A 17,351-nucleotide genomic window follows, 5' to 3' on the forward strand; every position below is an offset into this window, starting at 1 on the left:
TTACAGCACCTCCATCAGCGGGCCGCCGGGCAGCGGCACCGCGAGCAGCCGGTCGAAGACGAAGAAGGTGACGGTGGAGAGCACGGCCGCGATCAGCGGGTCGCGGTGGAAGGCGCGGCTGCCGAGGGCGTACGCCGAGCCCCAGAAGAGCAGGGCGCCGGAGATGGGGAAGCCGAGCGGGTCGATGAGGAAGGCGTTGGCGAGGAACACACCGGCCAGCAGCAGGACGGTGCGCCAGTCGCCGGGCGCGGCCAGGTCGATGTCCTCGCCGCCTTCCGCCTCGCCCTTGCCGCCGCGCAGCACGTCCACGGCCAGCAGTACGGCGACGACCAGCAGCGCGACGCCGACGACGATCGGCACGGTCCTGGGGCCGACGGGGCCGCGCTGGGCGAAGTCGGTGTCCATGGTGAGGGCGTCGGTGAGCACGAGGACACCGATGGCCAGCAGCAGGGCACAGACGCCGAGTTCGGAGCGGCCGCGCAGGAACGCTCTGAGCCCTGTGCCGGGGTCTGTGCCGGGGTCTGTGCCGGTGGTTGTCTCGGTGGTTGTCTCGGTGTTGGTGTCCGCGTGGCCGTCCGTCACAGTCCGAGCTCCTTCAGCACCGTGTCCACGCGCTTGTCCTGGGCGGTCAGGAAGCGTCCGAACTCGTCCCCCGTCATGAAGGCGTCGGTCCAGCGGTTGCGCCGCACCGCCTCCTGCCACTGCTTCGAGGCATGCATCTTCGTGACCAGGTCGATCAGCTTGTCGCGCTCGGTGTCGGTCAGTCCAGGCGGGGCGACGATGCCGCGCCAGTTGGTGAACGAGACGTCGAGGCCGGACTCCTTGAGCGTCGGCGCGTCCAGGCCCGGCAGGCGCTTTTCGCTGGTCACCGCGAGCACCCGCAGCTCGCCCGCCTCGATCTGATCCAGGTACTCGCCGACGCCGGAGACGCCGAAGGCGACCTTGCCGCCGAGAACGGAGGCCAGCAGTTCGCCACCGCCGTCGTAGGGGATGTAGTTGACCTTCTTCGGGGCGATCCCGGCGGCCTTGGCCATCAGCATGGGGGCCAGATGGTCCGGTCCGCCGGGCGAGGAGCCGCCGCCCACGGGCAGCGAGCCGGGCTTGTCGCGCCAGTCCGCGACCAGTTGATCGAAGTCGCGGTACTTGGAGTCTTTCGCCACGACCACGATGTCCGGCTCCTGGGTGAGCCGCGCGATCGGCGTCGTATCGGCGAGCGTGGACGGCGCGTGGTTGGTGTGCACCGCGCCCACCACCCCCAGGCCCATCGACATCGCGAGCTTGCCGTTGCCGCGCTCGGCCACCAGGCGGCTGAGCCCGACGGTGCCGCCCGCGCCGGGCAGGTTGAACACTTCGATGTTGCGGCTCAGATCGGCGTCCTCGGCGCTCTTGGCCGCCGTACGCGCCGTGATGTCATAGCCGCCGCCTGGGGTGTTGGGCACCATCAGGCGCAGGCCGGGGATATGGGTACCGGTGGCGGAGCCGCTGCCGGAGCTGAGCAGCGGAGGCCCGAGGAGCACGATCAGAGCCGCAGAGAAGAGGGCGAGCGGGGTACGCAGACGCGGACTCAGACGCACGGTGACACCGCCTTTCTGTTCTTGCGTGGGTGTCTGTGTGAGGCGCGCCACATGTTGCCGGTGGGTTAACGCGCTGTCTCTCTTTCGGTATTAAGAGACCTTGTGGTCGTTGCGTACACGGCGAAGGCCAACGGGGAAGGCCAACGGGAAGGCGCGTTCGATGACGAGAGTGCTGGTGGTCGACGACGACTTCATGGTGGCCAAGCTGCACAGCCGCTATGTGGCGGCCTTGGACGGCTTTACGGTCGCGGGGGTGGCCCACACGGGCGCCGAGGCGCTGCGCGCCGCCGACGCGCTCCGTCCCGACCTGGTCCTGCTGGACGTGTATCTGCCGGACATGGACGGCATCAGTGTGCTGCGCCGGATGCGGGAGCAGCCGGAACACCGCCATGTGGACGCGCTGTTCGTGACCGCGGCCAAGGACCCGCACGCCGTACGCGAGGCGTTGCGCGCGGGGGCGCTGCACTACCTCATCAAACCCTTCGACCGGACCGCCCTGCAGGAGCAGTTGCGCCACGCCGCCTCTCTGCGGGCCCGACTCGACTCGCTCGGCGAGGCCAGCCAGGAGGATGTCGACCAGATCTTCGGCACCCGCCCGCGCGGCTCGCGCTCGCGCGGGCAACTGCCCAAGGGCCTGGCCGCGCACACCGCGAGCCTCGTCGAGCGCACGCTGCGCGAGCACACCGAGGGGCTTTCGGCGGCGGAGTGCGCGGAGGCGGGCGCCTTCTCCCGGGTGAGCGCCCGGCGCTATCTCGAGTACTTCGCCGAGACGGGGCGGGTGGAGGTCACCCTGCGCTACGGCGGCACGGGCCGCCCGGAGCGCCGCTACCGCTGGATCGCCTGACGGCGGCCGGGGCACACACGGAGGCGCACCCGGCCCCAGCATAGCCCCGCTGAGCAGCTATCTTGTCCGCATGTCGTCACAGCAGCCTGCCTCCGTGCCCATACCTCCGGACGCCGCTCCGGCCCCCTCGGCGCCGCGCAAGTCCCCCCGAGCCCTGGCCGCCGCGCTGATCGTGGGGATCCTGATCGGCGGCGCCGGCGTCGGCGTGGCCTGGGCGGTCAGCGGCGACGGCTCGTCCGGCAACGACGCGGCGGGCGACGCCCGGGACGCCTGCCGTGCGCTGAGCGGATTCGAGACATCCGATTACGTCACGAAGGGTGCGAAGGGCGAGATCGCGATGAACCGCTTCGGTGCGGCCATCACGCTCTCCGCGTCGGCGGCCGCGGGCGACGCCCAGTACAAGCCGCTGGCGAAGGCCCTGCTCACCGTCCAGAACCAGCACGCCAGGACCTTCGACTTCGGCAACAGCGAGGTGAAGAAGAACCTCGACAAGGCCCACCAGATCTGCGACGACCTCGACTGACCGCGCCACCTGGGCCCTGGGCCCTGAGGTGGGGCGGGGGCGGGGCCTCGCGCGGGACCGGGCACGGCGCCCGCGGGCGGGCCCGGCGAAGGACCCTCGTGTGGGACTCGCGTGGGACTCGCGGGCAGGGGCTGGGACGGACCCTGGCTGAGCCCCGGGAAGAGATCTGGCGTTGGACCACGGGCGGGGCCTCGCGCGCGGGCCCTCGCCTCGGCGCGGCGCACAGGGCCTCAGCCGGGACCTGGCGCGGGCCCAGGACGGAGCCGAGGCGGGACCTGGCACGGGAACGGCGGCTCAACTCGCCGGCCGCGCCCCCGTGGCCGCGTAGATCTGCTCCGCGCGGCGCCGGGCCGCGCGGGCCCGGCCATCCCCCCGGCCAGCCCCGGTGACCTCCCCCTCCTCCCCGCTCACGGCCGGCTCCGGCACGGCTCCCGGCACGGCGTCCGGCACCCGGCCGATGAGGTCGAGGGCCCGGGCCTCGCCCAGCGGGTGGCCCGACTCCCGCTGCACGGCAACCGCCTCGACCGCCCGGGCGAGCGCCTGCGCGTATCGCCCCGCGGCGGCGTGGATCTCGCCGAGTTCGGTCAGGGCCTGCCCCTCGACCAGCCGGAAGCCGCAGCGCCGCGCCAGTTGCCGGGCCTCGTCCGCCCGGGCCAGTGCGGCCTCGGCGTGGCCGAGGAGGCGGTAGGCGGCCGCGAGGCCGAGCAGGCTGTCCGCCTCGGCGCGCCGGTTCTGTGCGGCGCGCGCCGCGAGCAGCGCGCGTTCGTGGCTCTCTGCCGACTGTTCGCCTCGCCCGGCGCGTCGGTGGGCCTCGCCGATGGTGTTGAGGGCGTCGGACTGGATCCGGCGGTTTCCGGTGTCCACGGCGAGCCGCAGCGCGCGCTCGCCGTGTTCAAGGCCCTCCTCGTAGCGCCCGCACTCCAGCTGGATCCGGCCGGTGATCTGGAGCGACACCGCGTGGCCGTTGCGGTAGCCGACGGCCTCGTTGATGGCCACGGCCTCGCCGAGGACTTCCAGGCCGTCGCGCAGCCGGCCGGCCTCCCAGTACGCGATGCCGAGGTTGTCCAGGTGGTTGGCCTCGTAGCGGACTCCGGCCTTGCGCCGGATGTGCAGCGCCGTCTCCAGGTCGCTCACGGCCTCCGGCAGCCGTCCCATGTCCCGGTGGACGAGGCCGACGCCGATGAGCGCCAGCGCCTCGGCGTCGGTCTGCCCGAGTTCGCGCAGGATCGCCAGCGCGGCGTCGAAGTGCACCAGCGCATCGTCCAGCCGGGCCTGTTCCCATTCCACGTACGCCAGTCCGCCGAGCGCCGCCGCCTCGCCGGGGGACCAGCCGATGGCGCGGTGCAGCTCGATGGCGCGCTGGTGGTGGAGGGCGGACTGGCCGAGGACGCCGAGGTCCCACAGGGCGAAGCCGATGTTGTAGTAAATGGCGGCCTCACCGCGCCGGTCGCCCTCGGCGACCGCGGCGTCCAGTGCGCTCTGCGCGGTGACCTGCCAGGTGCCGCGGGGCAGGCAGAGCCAGAAGTAGCCGAGCAGCGCGTCCGTCAGATGCCAGGACACGGCGCGCGGCCCTTCGCGCGCGGCCCGCTCGATGACGGCCAGCAGATTGGCCCGTTCGGCCTCCAGCCACACGATGGCCTCGACCTCGTCGGCGAGCCGCATCGGTGCGCGGACGTGGGGGACGCGTAAGCTCTCGAAGCCCGCCGCGAAGGGGGCGTACGGCCCACCCTCGCGGTCCCCGCGGTGCCCCGGCGCCGCCTCGGCGCCCTCGGCCATCTCGCGCGGCAGCCTGGGGATCTGCGGATACAGGATGCGCCCGGCGGTGTCCGCGGCGAGCAGGTACCACGCGTACAGCCGGTCCCGCGCTGCCGCCGGCTCCGCCGCCAGGTCGTCGACCGCCGGGTCGTCGGACTCCAGCCGCTCCCAGGCGTATTCGCGGAGCAGGTCGTGGAAGCTGTAGCGGCCCTCCCCGCGCGACTCGATCAGATGCGCGCCCGCCAGGGTGGCCAGCAGTCGCGCGGCCTGCTCCTCGGTGTCGTCCAGCAGCGCCGCCGCGGCCCCGGCGTCGAACTCCAGGCCCGGGACCAGGCCGAGCCGGCGGAACAGCAGCCGGGCCCGGGGGTCCTGGGCCCGGTACGAGAGGTCGAAGGCGGCGCGGACCGCGGACCGTTCGTCGTCCTCCAGCTCCAGCACCGCCAGCCTGCTGCCCTCCGCCAGCTCGGCCGTTAGGCCGGCGACGCGCCGACCCGGCTCGCAGGCGAGCTGCGCGGCGGCCACGCGCAGCGCGAGCGGGAGGTAGCCGCACAGCCGGGCGAGTTCCGCCACGGCGTCCGGCTCGGCCGCCACCCGCGGTTCCCCGAGGACGGCGGCCAGCAGGGCGTGGGCCTCCTCGGGGGCCAGTACGTCGAGCATGAGAGGGTGCGCACCCTCCCGTGCGACCAGGCCGCCCAGCCGGTTGCGGCTGGTCACCACGGTGAGGCAGGACGGGCCGCCGGGCAGCAGCGGGCGCACCTGCTCGGCCGAGACCGCGTCGTCCAGCAGGATCAGCATCCGCCGGTCCACCAGCAGGGACCGGTAGCGGCGGATCATCTCGTCCTCGTCGGCCGGTATCTCCTGCGGCGTCAGGCCCAGTCCGCGCAGCAGCTGCCCGAGGGCGTCGCGCGGGCGCAGCGGTTCGCGGTTGCCGTCGAAGCCTCGCAGGTCCACGTACAGCTGGCCGTCCGGGAACCGGTCCCGCACCTGATGGCCCCAGTGCACGGCCAGGGCGGTCTTGCCCACGCCCGCGGTGCCGCCGATCGCGGAGATCACCACCGTGCCGGTGTCGGGCGCCGGGCCGTCGGACGGGACGAGGGCGTGCAGCCGTGCGACGGCCTCGGCGCGGCCGGTGAAGCCGGGTACGGCGCGCGGCAGTTCGGCGGGGACCAGCCGCGGACCGCTGTGGTTCTGCGGGCCGGGTGGCGCATCAACAGAGGCGGGCTGAGGCGCGAGCGGCGCGGGCGGGCGTACACCGAGGTCGCCCACCAGGATCCGCTGGTGCAGCGCCTGGAGTTCGGGCCCGGGGTCCACCCCCAGCTCATCGGCCAGCCGCTCGCGGGTGCGCGTGTACACCTCCAGCGCCTCGGCCTGCCGCTCGCACCGGTACAGGGTCACGATGAGCTGCCGTACGACCCGCTCGTCCAGCGGGTGGGCGGCGGCCAGATCGCGCAGTTCGGGCAGCAGTTCGCCGTGCCGGCCCAGCCGCAGCTCCGCGTCGCCCAGCGCCAGCCGGGCCGCGATGTGCTCGCTGCCCAGACGCTCCCGCATGTTCCAGGCCCAGTCGCCGGACAGACCGGACAGGGCCTCCCCGCGCCACAGCCCGAGAGCCCCGCGCAGCAGCCCGGCGGCGCGGGTGGGGTCCTCCTCCGCGGCCGCGGCCTCGGCGACCAGGCCGCGGAACCGGTGGAGGTCCACCAACTCGGCCGACACCTCCAGCACATAGCCACCGGCACGCCGCGCCAGCCGGGCGCCGTCGTGCCCGCCGGCAGCCGCCCCCGCCCCCACCGCGCCTTCTTCCAAGGCGCGCAGCGCCGCCCGGAGCCGCGCGACATACCCGTACAGCACGCTGCGCACGGACGCCGGGGGCTCCTCGCCCCACACCCGGTCGATCAACTGCCCCACGGGCACCACGCGGTTCGCCTCCACCAGCAGGACCGCGATCACACAGCGCTGCTTGGCGTGCCCGAGGTCGACTTGCCGGTCTTTGGACCACGCCTCAACGGGGCCGAGGACCCGGAAGTCCATGTGAGCCTCCCCCAACCCTGGTTCTCTCCCGCCGCGCCCTGATCTTCTCGCGAATTCGGCAGGCCGCGTGCAGGAGCGTCCAAGGTTTCCTCAAGATTTCGTCCAAGTCCCGTGCGGCAGAGTGTTCTCAGCGGCTCCGATTTGGGACGGAGCGGCGCCTCGGGAAGGCCGCCGACCTGCTTGACGGGGGATGGCAGGTCGGCGGCCCCGGCACGTCGGCGCGTTGGGGGACGCGCCGACGTGCGCCTCATTGAGGCGTGATCAGGCCGTCAGATCTTCAGACCGTCCCGGGCCTGGTGCCGATGACGACGGTCGCGCCCAGCTCCTCACATCCGGCGATCCGGGGAATCAGCCCGTGCCGGGCGAAGGTCTCGGCGGTACGCGGCGCCTGCCCCTCGCTGGTCTCGATCAGCAGATGGCCGTCGGGCGCCAGCCACTGGGCCGCCCCGGCGAGCACCCGCCGCTGTACGTCGAGCCCGTCCGCGCCGCCGTCCAGCGCGACGCGCGGCTCGTGGTCGCGGGCCTCCGGGGGCAGCAGGCGGATGGCGTCGGTGGGTACGTAGGGGGCGTTGGCGACCAGGATGTCGACACGCCCGCGCAGCGCGGCGGGCAGCGGCTCGTAGAGGTCGCCCTCGTACACCCGGCCCTTGTCGGCGGGGATGTTGCGCCGGGCGCACCGCACCGCGGCGGGCTCGATGTCGGCCGCGTACAGCTCGACCGGCGGGACCGGACCCAGCTCGACCGGGGAGACCGGACCCAGCGCCGCGATCAGCGCGGCGCCCACCGCGCCCGAGCCGCAGCACAGGTCGACGACGACGGCCCCTGGCCGGGCGAGGCCGACGGCCTGGTCGACGAGGAATTCGGTGCGGCGGCGGGGTACGAAGACGCCGTGGTCGACGGCTATCCGCAGACCGTGGAACTCCGCCCAGCCGAGGACGTGTTCCAGGGGAAGCCCCGCCACGCGCCGGTCGACCATGGCGGCGAGTTCATCGGGAGTGCGGGCCGTGGTGACGAGCAGTCGCGCCTCGTCCTCGGCGAAGACACAGCCGACGGCGCGGAGCCTGGTGACGATGGTGGAGAGGGGAAGAAGTGACGGTGAGACCGACATGGGAGCCTTTCGGAACGCCTTTGGGCGCTCCCGCGGTCACCTATCCCTGAGGAACCGCACGGCCGTGAGATGAGAGCACCCGACCTGACACAGCGGTAATGGGTCTCACCTCCTCGGTCGTTCGCTACTGAAGCCGCGATCACTTTACCCGAGGCAGTCGGCGGCGCAAACGTGTGCGAGGGGGGCCGAGGGAGCGAGGGCCCGTCCCGGGCAGCGGGCCCCCGCGGTGTGGCAAATGCCTTGACGGGCGAAATGTTAGCGGTAACACTCCCGTCGTGAACAAGCCTCCGATCACGCCTCCGCTCCCCCGACCCGACGACCGGACCCCCACCCGGACCCCGCTGTTCAGCCGCGCCGCCGTGGTCGCTTCCTGCGTGGGCTTCATCCTGATCGGCGCGCTGCAGGCGCTCTACGGACCGTCGATTCCCGCCTTCCGCGACGAGTTCGGCCTCTCCCCCTCCACCGCCGGACTCGGCCTCAGCGCCCACTTCGTCGGGGGTGTCGCGGGCGTCCTCGTCTTCGACCGGCTCTTCGGCCACGCCGACCCCGCCGCCCGGATCGGCAACCGCAGGCTGCTCGGCGGCTCGTATCTGCTGATGGCCGTCGGCGCGGCCGGTTTCGCCCTCGCGCCCACGTGGCCGGTCGCCCTCGCCATGGCGCTGGTGGCCGGGCTCGGCTTCGGCGGCATCGACTACGGCCTGAACCAGCTGTTCGCCGTCGGGTTCGGGCGCCGCAGCACCGCCATGCTCAACATCCTCAACGCCCACTTCGGCATCGGCGCGATCCTCGGCCCGGCGCTGATCGGCCTGGTGGGGGCGGAGCACTACACCGCCGTCTTCCTCGGCTTCGCCGCCCTGACCCTGCCGCTGCTGCTGTGCCTGGCCGGGGTGCGGGACGAGGCTCCCCCGCGTACGGGCGAGGCCGCGGAAGCGGATGACGACGCGGGCGTGGACGACGCCGCGGGCGCGGACGCGCGGCGGGCGCGGGCGCGGTCCCGCAGCCTGGCCACCGTGCTGGGCGCCTTCGTGCTCCTGTACGTCCTGCATGTCGGCATCGAGGCGGGCGTCGGCGGCTGGGAGCCCACCCACCTGGAGACCGTCGGCTACGGCGCGACCGCCGCCGCCTCCGCGACCTCCGTCTACTGGCTGATGATGACGGTCGGCCGCTTCCTGGTCGCGCCGCTCGCGCTGCGCTGGCCCGCCCGGTCGATCATCGTGGTCAGCTGCGCGGGCATGACCGCGTGCCTGCTGCTCGCCGCGGTGCCCGCGCTGGCCCCGTACGCATACGCGGGCGTCGGCCTGTTCATCGCGCCGATCTTCCCGACCGGCCTGCCCTGGCTGAACGACGCGGCCCCGCGCGCCCGCCGGGCCGGAGCGCTGGTCATCGCGGCGTCCATGGTCGGCGGCGTGGCCGCGGGCCCGGCGCTCGGCAAGGCCATCGAACTGTCCGGCATCCGGTCGGTGCCGCTCATCCTGGCCGCGGTCTCGGCGATCTGCCTGGCCACGACAAGCTGGCTGATCCGCGCCACGGCCACGCGCCCGGCCCACACCGACCCGCGTTCCGCCACCACCGCCGGGCGGCCTCCTCTCGGCGGCATCGGCGACCGGGTGGGCGAGAAGCCGTAGCGCGGCCACCCGGCGCCCGTCTCATAGGACCCGCCGCAGGGCCTTCTCGCGGCGCTCGGCCACACTCGACCCCGACTCCCGGCGCGCCATCCGCCGCAGTACCACAGGGGCCACGGCCAGGCCGAGCGCGGCCCAGGCCCCCAGCACTCCGACGGTCTCCAGGTGCCGCCAGGAGTCCCCGATCTCGATGCCGACCGCCGTGTCCGGCAGCAGGGCCGACCGCATGCCAAGACCGAGCCAGTAGATCGGGAACGCCTGGGCGACCCACTCCAGCCACTCCGGCAGCGCGGTGACCGGGTAGAAGATGCCGGAGATCGCCATCAGGCCCAGGACCGGCAGCTGGACGAGCGCTTGGCCGCGCGCGCTGGGGAACAGCGAACCCAGCACCGCGCCGAGGGGCAGGGTCGCCAACATGCCCAGGGCCAGCACCCAGGCCACCGTCAGCCAGGACTCCGCGCTGCCGACCGCCAGGCCGTCGATGAGCAGCAGCCCGGGGAGGAGCAGGATGGCGAGATCGGCGAGGAGTCCGCCGGCCACCGAGACGACCTTGCCGACGAGGTAGCCGCGCATCCCGTGCGGGGTGGCCTTGGCGCGCAGCAGGGTCCCGTCCTCGCGGTCGGCGGTGAGCAGTTGGCTCATGGTGACCATGCCCATCGCCGCGTTCATCCCCAGGATGCTGGGCAGGGCCATGCTGCCGAGCAGGAGCCCGCCGCTCAGTGTGGTGTCCCGCATGAAGTACATGGCGGTCAGCATCAGCACCGGCCACAGCAGATGGGACAGCAGCTCGGCGCCGTTGGTGAACGACTGCCGCAGTTCGATCACGCCGCGGCTCCAGCCCACCCGCAGCGCCGCGGTTCCGGGGTTCACCGGCCCACCCCCGTCGACTCATGCCCCGCCGCGTCCTCGTTCTGCCGGACCAGCGCCCGGTAGGTGTCCTCCAACGAGGCGCGGCGCACCTCGAGTTCGCCGATCGCCTCGCCGTACCGGCCGAACAGCCCACGTACGAAGGCGGTGGAATCGGCGGTCGACGCCGTGAAGCGCTCACCGCCCCGCGTCCAGCGCACCTCGTCCTCGCCCGCGATCCGCCGCGCCAGCTCGTCCACCGAGCCGTCCGCGATGATCCGCCCGCCGGCCAGGATCAGAACGCGGTCGGCGAGCTTGCCCGCCTCGTCCAGGTCGTGGGTGGTGAGCAGGATCGTGGTCGCGTGGTCCGCGGCGAGGCGGTGGACGAGGCCGTGGAACTCATGCCGGGCCTCGGGGTCGAATCCCGTGGTGGGCTCGTCGAGGAACAGCAGCTCGGGGCGGCCCACGATGCCGATGGCCACGTCCAGTCTGCGCCGCTGACCGCCGGACAGCGTCTTGATCTTCTTGCCGGCGTGCTCGGTCAGGCCGACCGCCGCGACGAGTTCATCGGGGTCCCACGGCCTGCGGATCGCCGCGGTGGAGTATGCGGCGTAGTAGCCGCCCAAGTGGGCGAGGAGTTCACGCACCCGCCACTTGCCGTGGTCCCGCCAGGACTGCAGGACCACCCCCACCCGCGCCCGCCACCGCTCGTCGCCCTGCGCCGGATCCGCGCCGAGCACCTGGGCGCGGCCCGCCGACCGCGCCCGGAAGCCTTCCAGGATCTCGATGGTGGTGGTCTTGCCCGCCCCGTTCGGCCCGAGGAGCGCCAACACCTCCCCGTGGCGCGCCTGGAACGTCACATCGCGCAGGACGTCGACCGAGCCGTACCGCATACGCAGCCCGTCGACGTCGAGCGCGACTTCTTCGCGTGCCGCCGTCTTCATGTCACCTCGCTCAATGCGTTTGAAGGACACGAAAGCTACGTTGCGTTTCGTTAATCGTCAACACCAAATATCCAGTTCCCCAAGGGACGTTGCAATGAAATTGAAGGCAAATGCAACGCACTTCTGGATCTCTCGTTGCAATGAGCTGACTCTGAACGCATACTGGACCGGCCATCGACAACCACGGGAGGCGCACCGATGCCGGGAGGCAGGCTGACCCACGGGGACCGCCAGGACATCGCCTCGGGGCTCGCCGAGGGACTCGGCTACGCCGAGATCGCCCGGCGGCTCGGCCGGCCGACGTCGACCATCAGCCGGGAGGTGGCCCGCAACGGCGGGTCCGACGGCTACCGGGCCGACCGGGCCCATCGAGCCACCGAGCGGCGTTCGCGCCGCCCCGGGCCACCCCGGCGCCCGGAGCCCCCGGCCGCCATCAGCGCCGACGGGCGCGACCCCGAGGCGGTACGCGCCTTCGCCGAGGAGTTCGCGGGGCTGATGGTGCAGACGGGGCTGACCCGGATGGTGGCCCGCGTGTTCGCCCAACTGTTCACCACCGACTCCGGCCGGCTCGGCTCGGCCGAGCTGGTCCAGCAACTGCGGGTCAGCCCCGCGTCGGTGTCCAAGGCCATCGGCTATCTCGAGGGGCAGGAGCTGATACGCCGCGAACGCGCCCCAGGGGGGCGGCGCGAGCTGTACGTCATCGACGACGACGTCTGGATCCGGTCGTGGATAACGAGCGCCTATACGACCGAGATGTGGGTTCGGACCGCGCGGCGTGGGGTCGACCTCTTCGACGCCGGAACGCCCGCCGGCGCCCGGCTGGACCGGATGCGCCAGTTCTTCGCCGGCCTCAGCGACAACATGTCCGGCGGCCCCGACGCCGCCCTGGCCGCCGACGTACTGACCGTGCTCGCGGCGCTCGTCCACAGCGGCGCGCCACTCACCGCGGACCAGTTGGCCACCGCGCTGGACTGGCCCACGGACCGCCTCGCCGACGCGCTGCGCGCGGCCGAGGAGCACCCGGACGTCAGCTCCCCCGTCGCGCTCCGGCGCACCGCACCCGACACGTACGCCGTCGCCGCCCGGCCCGAGTGGCTGACCCCGCCCCAGCGCGAAGCCCTCGCCCGCCACCGGCTGCCGGGGGCCTAGCTGGCTAGGGTGTAAGGGCAGACACAGCAGGCAGGGCAGCAGGCAGGAAGGAAGTCCCGGTATGGCGGAGCCCGTCCGGACGAGGCGCCGCCGGGGGACGGCCGGCTCCCGGGTTCTGATGGCGGACGTCGCCCGGCTCGCGGGGGTGTCCGGCCAGACCGTCTCGCGGGTGCTCAACGACCACCCGAGGGTCCGGGAGGAGACCCGCGAGCGGGTGCGGGCCGCGATGCGGGAGCTGGGCTACCGCCCGACCGCCAGCGCCCGCACGCTGGCCAGCGGGCGCAGCCGGATGCTCGGCGTGATCTCCTTCGACGCGACCCGCTTCGGCCCGGCCGCCACCTTGGCGGGCATCAACGAGGCGGCCCAGTCCGCCGGTTATCTGGTCAGTACGATCGCGCTGACCGCCACCGACCAGGCGTCCGTGGCGGGCGCGCTGGACCGGCTGCTCGGCGAGGGCGCGGACGGCGTGATCGCCATCGCGCCGCAGCGCTCGGTGGGCCAGGCCCTGGTCGAGTCGGGCCATGACATTCCGCTGGTCACCCTCGACAAGAGCTTCGGGGAGCGGGTCCCGGTCGTCGCCGGGGACTCGGCGTCCGGCGCCCGCCAGGCCACCGAGCATCTGCTGGGCCTCGGCCACCGTACGGTCTGGCATATCGCGGGCCCGGCCGGCTGGATCGCGGCGGAGGCCCGCCTCGACGGCTGGCGGGCGGCACTGAAGGACGCGGGGGCCGTCGCGCCCGAGCCGCTGTTCGGCGACTGGAGCGCGGACTCGGGCTATGAGCTGGGCCGCCGGGTCGCCGAGCGCCCGGAGGTCACCGCGGTCTTCGTGTCCAACGACCAGATGGCGGTGGGCGTGCTGCGCGCGCTGCACGAGGCCGGGCGCCGGGTGCCCGAGGACGTCAGCGTGGTCGGCTACGACGACATCCCCGAGGCCGCGCATCTGCTGCCGCCGCTGACCACGGTCCGTACGGACTTCGCCGAGGTCGGCCGCCGCTGTCTGGCCCTGATGCTGGACCAGCTCCACCGGGCGCCCGAGCCCGGGGTCCGCGTGGACATCCCCACGGAGCTGGTCGTCCGCCGCAGCACCGGCCCGGCGCCGACCTGAGCCGGGAGCGGGCGAGCAGGCGAGCAGGCGAGGCGGGGAGCCCGGGGCCGGGGAGCGCCGTTCCAGGGTGTGACACGGCCCCCCACTCGGCTCCCGTCCGGGCCCGCGCGCTGTGACACTGGACGACATGGCAGGTGAGCAGCAGCACAGCACTGGCGGCAGCGGCAGTGGTACGGAGCTGGGCCGATTTCTGCGCGCCCGGCGCACCCAGGTCACCCCCGACCAGGTCGGTCTGACCCCCGGCCCCGGTCTGCGCCGCACTCCCGGTCTGCGCCGCGAAGAGCTCGCCGCCCTCGCCGGAGTCAGCATCGACTACTACACCCGTCTGGAGCGCGGCAAGGAGACCAGGCCCAGCCCATCCGTGGTCGACGCCCTCGCCCGCGCCCTGCGCATGGACGACGACGAGCGCGACCATCTGCGCGAGCTGGCCGCCCGCGCCGCCCGGTACGCGCCCGAGCTCCCGGCTGCCCCCAGCCGCACCGTACGGCCGCAGCTCAAACTGCTGCTGGAGACCATGCGCCCGAACCCGGCCTACGTCGCCAGCCGCACCCTCGACCTGCTCGCCTGCAACCCCGGCGGCCTGGCGCTGTACGCCGGTATCGGCGACTGGCCCGCCAAACAGCGCAACCTGGCCCGCTATCTCTTTCTGCACCCGGCCGCCCGCGAGATCTTCGCCGACTGGGAGAACCAGATCCGCGGCTGCGTCGCCCGGCTGCGCGCCCTGGCCGGGACCGACCCCGACGCCCCCGACCTGGCGGGCCTCATCGGCGAGCTCCTGCTCAAGAGCCCGGACTTCGCGACCCTGTGGGAGCGCTACGAGGTCAAGGGCCGCAGGGCTGCCACACGCAAGACCTTCCACCATCCGCACGTCGGCGAGATGACCCTCGGTATCCAGGCCATGAACCTGGAGGGGACCCCCGGTCAGCGCCTGGGCGTGTACCTCGCGGAGCCGGGCACCCCGGACTACGACGCGATGGTGCTGCTGGACATGGCCGCTCCCCAGCGCGCGAAGAACGCGCCGAATACGACGCCGACAGACCACCGGCACTGAGCACGGCACGGCCCCGGCCCCGTATGCTCGCGGACATGATCACGGTCAGATTGGAGCGGCTTCGGGCGGACCACGCACCCGCCCTGCTGGCTTTCGAGCGGGAAAACAGGGCGTACTTCGCGCGGTCCATCCCGGACCGGGGCGACTCGTATTTCACGGAGTTCGCCTCCATCCACCAGCTCCGGCTCGATGAGCAGGAGGCCGGTGTGTGCCACTTCCATGTGGTCCTGGACGAGGCTGGAGAGCTGATCGGCCGGGTGAACCTGGTGGACGTCCTGGAAGGCGCCGCCGAGCTCGGCTACCGCGTCGGCGAGCGGGCCGCGGGCCGGGGTGTCGCGACGGCCGCGGTGGCTCAGGTGTGCCGGCTGGCCGCGGACTCGTACGGGCTCTCGGCCCTCGTCGCGGCGGCCACGCTCGACAACCATGCCTCCACGGCCGTGCTCCGGCGGAGCGGGTTCACGGCCGTGGAGGACATCGAGCTGAACGGGCGGCCCGCGGTCCGTTACCGGCTCCGGCTCACCGCCCCGCGCTGACCACGTCGGAGCATCAGCCTCCCACGTACTCCCGCAGATGGCGGGCGGTCAGCGTGTCCGCGCCGGCCACCAGGTCGGCGGGGGTGCCGGTGAACACCACCTGTCCGCCGTCGTGGCCGCCGCCCGGGCCGAGGTCGACGAGCCAGTCGGCGTGGGCCATCACGGCCTGGTGGTGTTCGATGACGATGACCGTGTTGCCGTCGTCGACCAGCCGGTCCAGCAGGGCCAGCAGCTTGTCGACGTCGGCCATGTGCAGTCCGGTGGTCGGCTCGTCCAGGATGTACGTCGAGGACTTCTCGGCCATGTGGATGGCCAGCTTGAGCCGCTGGCGCTCACCGCCGGAGAGGGTGTTCAGCGGCTGGCCGAGCCGCAGATAGCTCAGCCCGACGTCCACCAGCCGCCCCAGGACGGTGTGCGCCTGCCCCGAGGGGAAGAACTCGTGCGCCTCCGCCACCGACATGCCCAGCACCTCGCTGATGTTCTTGCCGCGCAGCGTGTATGTCAGCACCTCGGGCGTGAACCGCTTGCCCTCGCACTCCTCGCACACCGAGGCCACCCCGGCCATCATCGCCAGATCGGTGTAGATCAGTCCGATGCCGTTGCACTTGGGGCAGGCGCCCTCCGAATTTGCGCTGAACAGCGCCGCCTTGACGCCGTTGGCCTTGGCGAAGGCGGTGCGGATCGGGCCGAGCAGCCCGGTGTACGTGGCAGGGTTGGAGCGGCGCGAACCGCGGATGGGCGACTGGTCGGCCACCACCACCCCGTCCCGCCCGGCCAGATAGCCGTGGATCAGCGAGCTCTTGCCCGAGCCGGCCACGCCGGTGACCACGGTCAGCACCCCGGTCGGGATGTCCACGTCGACGCGCTTCAGGTTGTGCAGATCCGCGCCCTTGATGGTCAGCCGGCCACGCGGGGTCCGTACGGTCTCGCGCAGCCGCGTACGGTGTTCCAGGTGGCGCCCGGTGAGGGTGGCGGAGGCACGCAGCCCGGCGATGTCCCCGCTGTAGCAGATCTCGCCGCCACCCGTACCCGCCCCGGGACCGAGGTCCACGACATGGTCGGCGATCGCGATCACCTCGGGCTTGTGCTCGACGACCAGCACCGTGTTTCCCTTGTCGCGCAGCCGCAGCAGCAGATCGTTCATCCGCTGGATGTCATGGGGGTGCAGCCCGACAGTCGGCTCGTCGAAGACGTAGGTCACATCGGTCAGGCTGGAGCCGAGGTGGCGCACCATCTTGACCCGCTGCGCCTCACCGCCGGAGAGGGTGGCGGAGGCGCGGTCGAGGCTCAGATAGCCGAGCCCGATCTCGACGAGCGAATCCAGCAGATGCCGCAGGTTGCCCAGCAGCGGGGCCACCGACGGGTCGTCGATGGACCGTATGAACTCGGCGAGGTCGCTGATCTGCATGGCCGAGCACTGGGCGATGTTGACCTCGCCGATCGTCGAGGACAGCGCGGCGGCGCTCAGCCTGCTGCCACCGCAGTCCGAGCAGTCGGCGAAGACGACGGCCCGGTCCACGAAGGCGCGGATATGGGCCTGCATCGACTCGCGGTCCTTGGTGAGATAGAGCCGCTGGATCTTGGTGACAAGGCCCTCGTAGGTGACGTTGATGGAGCCGACCTTGACCTTGGTGGACTCCTTGTGGAGGAAGTCCGCCCACTCCTGCTCGGTGAAGTCCTTGAGCTTCTTGTCCGGGTCGTGGAAGCCGGACTGGGCCATGACCTGCCAGTACCAGGTGTCCACGCCGAAGCTCGGGACGGTGATGGCCCCTTCGTTCAGCGAGAGCTCGCGGTCCGCCAACTGGTCGACGTCGATCTTCGACACCTGGCCGAGCCCCTCGCAGGCCGGACACATGCCCTCGGGGGTGTTGAAGCTGAAGGCGGAGGACGTCCCGATATGCGGGGTGCCGACGCGGCTGAAGACGATCCGCAGCATGGTGTACGCATCGGTGGCGGTGCCCACGGTGGAGCGCGAGTTGGCGCCGATCCGCTCCTGGTCGACGACGATCGCGGCGCTCAGATTGTGCAGCCCGTCCACGTCGGGGCGGCTCAGGCTCGGCATGAACGACTGGATGAAGGCCGTGTACGTCTCGTTGATCAGGCGCTGCGACTCGGCGGCGATGGTGCCGAACACCAGCGAGGACTTCCCGGACCCGGACACTCCGGTGAACACCGTGAGCCTGCGCTTGGGGATGTCCAGGGAGACGTCCTTGAGGTTGTTCGCTCGGGCTCCGCGGACCTGGATCAGATGGTGGCTGTCGGCCGGGCGGGG

Annotated in this window: 14 protein-coding genes; 7 read left to right on the forward strand and 7 right to left on the reverse strand. The window is 72.6% G+C overall.

Annotated features, from left to right (window positions below):
* Nucleotides 1-582, reverse strand: a complete 582-nt coding sequence (locus ACFV2X_RS16850; protein WP_385616846.1) for a tripartite tricarboxylate transporter TctB family protein — start codon at nt 580-582, stop codon at nt 1-3.
* Entirely contained in the window at nt 579-1,574 is a 996-nt protein-coding gene (locus tag ACFV2X_RS16855) for a Bug family tripartite tricarboxylate transporter substrate binding protein (RefSeq protein WP_385616848.1), read from the reverse strand. The genes ACFV2X_RS16850 and ACFV2X_RS16855 overlap by 4 nt, the downstream gene beginning before the upstream one ends.
* Before the next feature lie 160 nt (nt 1,575-1,734).
* Between ACFV2X_RS16855 and ACFV2X_RS16860 the strand changes: the two genes are divergently transcribed.
* Together ACFV2X_RS16860 and ACFV2X_RS16865 are read left to right on the forward strand one after the other, a co-directional pair.
* Entirely contained in the window at nt 1,735-2,418 is a 684-nt protein-coding gene (locus ACFV2X_RS16860; RefSeq protein WP_385616850.1) for a response regulator, read from the forward strand.
* A 94-nt stretch (nt 2,419-2,512) separates the two neighbouring features.
* Nucleotides 2,513-2,941, forward strand: a complete 429-nt coding sequence (locus tag ACFV2X_RS16865) for a hypothetical protein (RefSeq protein ID WP_385616852.1) — start codon at nt 2,513-2,515, stop codon at nt 2,939-2,941.
* Nucleotides 2,942-3,235: 294 nt separating this feature from the next.
* Here ACFV2X_RS16865 and ACFV2X_RS16870 read toward each other — a convergent pair whose 3' ends face one another.
* Both ACFV2X_RS16870 and ACFV2X_RS16875 read right to left on the reverse strand, forming a co-directional pair.
* The gene (locus ACFV2X_RS16870) at nt 3,236-6,721 is read right to left on the reverse strand and encodes a BTAD domain-containing putative transcriptional regulator (RefSeq protein WP_385616854.1); all 3,486 of its coding nucleotides are present in this window, start codon (nt 6,719-6,721) and stop codon (nt 3,236-3,238) included.
* Nucleotides 6,722-6,998: 277 nt separating this feature from the next.
* Nucleotides 6,999-7,829, reverse strand: coding sequence for a putative protein N(5)-glutamine methyltransferase (locus ACFV2X_RS16875; RefSeq protein ID WP_385616856.1), 831 nt, complete (start codon nt 7,827-7,829; stop codon nt 6,999-7,001).
* A 341-nt stretch (nt 7,830-8,170) separates the two neighbouring features.
* On the opposite strand from ACFV2X_RS16875, the gene ACFV2X_RS16880 reads away from it, so the two are divergent.
* Nucleotides 8,171-9,454 (forward strand): MFS transporter, encoded by a 1,284-nt coding sequence (locus ACFV2X_RS16880; protein ID WP_385617030.1) that lies wholly within the window; start codon nt 8,171-8,173, stop codon nt 9,452-9,454.
* A 21-nt stretch (nt 9,455-9,475) separates the two neighbouring features.
* Here ACFV2X_RS16880 and ACFV2X_RS16885 read toward each other — a convergent pair whose 3' ends face one another.
* Together ACFV2X_RS16885 and ACFV2X_RS16890 are read right to left on the reverse strand one after the other, a co-directional pair.
* On the reverse strand, nt 9,476-10,321 hold the full coding sequence (locus ACFV2X_RS16885) for an ABC transporter permease (protein ID WP_385616858.1): 846 nt from the start codon (nt 10,319-10,321) through the stop codon (nt 9,476-9,478).
* Complete coding sequence (locus tag ACFV2X_RS16890) at nt 10,318-11,241, reverse strand: ABC transporter ATP-binding protein (protein ID WP_385616860.1); 924 nt, start codon at nt 11,239-11,241, stop codon at nt 10,318-10,320. The genes ACFV2X_RS16885 and ACFV2X_RS16890 overlap by 4 nt, the downstream gene beginning before the upstream one ends.
* Nucleotides 11,242-11,439: 198 nt before the next feature.
* Between ACFV2X_RS16890 and ACFV2X_RS16895 the strand changes: the two genes are divergently transcribed.
* The 4 genes from ACFV2X_RS16895 (at nt 11,440) to ACFV2X_RS16910 (ending at nt 15,079) form a co-directional block, all read left to right on the forward strand.
* A complete protein-coding gene (locus ACFV2X_RS16895; protein ID WP_385616862.1) occupies nt 11,440-12,390 on the forward strand; it encodes a helix-turn-helix domain-containing protein in 951 nt (316 codons plus the stop codon).
* A 61-nt stretch (nt 12,391-12,451) separates the two neighbouring features.
* Nucleotides 12,452-13,495 carry a LacI family DNA-binding transcriptional regulator gene (locus tag ACFV2X_RS16900; RefSeq protein ID WP_385616864.1) on the forward strand — a complete coding sequence of 348 codons (1,044 nt, stop codon included), beginning with the start codon at nt 12,452-12,454 and terminating at the stop codon, nt 13,493-13,495.
* 127 nt (nt 13,496-13,622) lie between these two features.
* Entirely contained in the window at nt 13,623-14,546 is a 924-nt protein-coding gene (locus tag ACFV2X_RS16905) for a helix-turn-helix transcriptional regulator (RefSeq protein WP_385616866.1), read from the forward strand.
* A gap of 35 nt (nt 14,547-14,581) precedes the next feature.
* Nucleotides 14,582-15,079, forward strand: coding sequence for a GNAT family N-acetyltransferase (locus tag ACFV2X_RS16910; RefSeq protein ID WP_385616868.1), 498 nt, complete (start codon nt 14,582-14,584; stop codon nt 15,077-15,079).
* Between the two features lie 13 nt (nt 15,080-15,092).
* Here the strand turns inward: ACFV2X_RS16910 and ACFV2X_RS16915 are convergent, their stop codons facing one another.
* Nucleotides 15,093-17,327: an ATP-binding cassette domain-containing protein gene (locus tag ACFV2X_RS16915; protein WP_385617031.1), complete on the reverse strand. Its 2,235-nt coding sequence runs from the start codon at nt 17,325-17,327 to the stop codon at nt 15,093-15,095.
* Between the last annotated feature and the right edge of the window lie 24 nt (nt 17,328-17,351).

The sequence above is a fragment of the Streptomyces sp. NPDC059679 genome, assembly GCF_042734105.1.
Taxonomy (GTDB): domain Bacteria; phylum Actinomycetota; class Actinomycetes; order Streptomycetales; family Streptomycetaceae; genus Streptomyces.

Coding starts and splice junctions, on each gene's coding strand:
- ACFV2X_RS16860 (WP_385616850.1), top strand. CDS start 1,735: ATGACGAGAGTGCTGGTGGTCGACGACGACTTCATGGTGGCCAAGCTG.
- ACFV2X_RS16870 (WP_385616854.1), bottom strand. CDS start 6,721: ATGGACTTCCGGGTCCTCGGCCCCGTTGAGGCGTGGTCCAAAGACCGG.
- ACFV2X_RS16875 (WP_385616856.1), bottom strand. CDS start 7,829: ATGTCGGTCTCACCGTCACTTCTTCCCCTCTCCACCATCGTCACCAGG.
- ACFV2X_RS16890 (WP_385616860.1), bottom strand. CDS start 11,241: ATGAAGACGGCGGCACGCGAAGAAGTCGCGCTCGACGTCGACGGGCTG.
- ACFV2X_RS16895 (WP_385616862.1), top strand. CDS start 11,440: ATGCCGGGAGGCAGGCTGACCCACGGGGACCGCCAGGACATCGCCTCG.
- ACFV2X_RS16900 (WP_385616864.1), top strand. CDS start 12,452: ATGGCGGAGCCCGTCCGGACGAGGCGCCGCCGGGGGACGGCCGGCTCC.
- ACFV2X_RS16905 (WP_385616866.1), top strand. CDS start 13,623: ATGGCAGGTGAGCAGCAGCACAGCACTGGCGGCAGCGGCAGTGGTACG.
- ACFV2X_RS16910 (WP_385616868.1), top strand. CDS start 14,582: ATGATCACGGTCAGATTGGAGCGGCTTCGGGCGGACCACGCACCCGCC.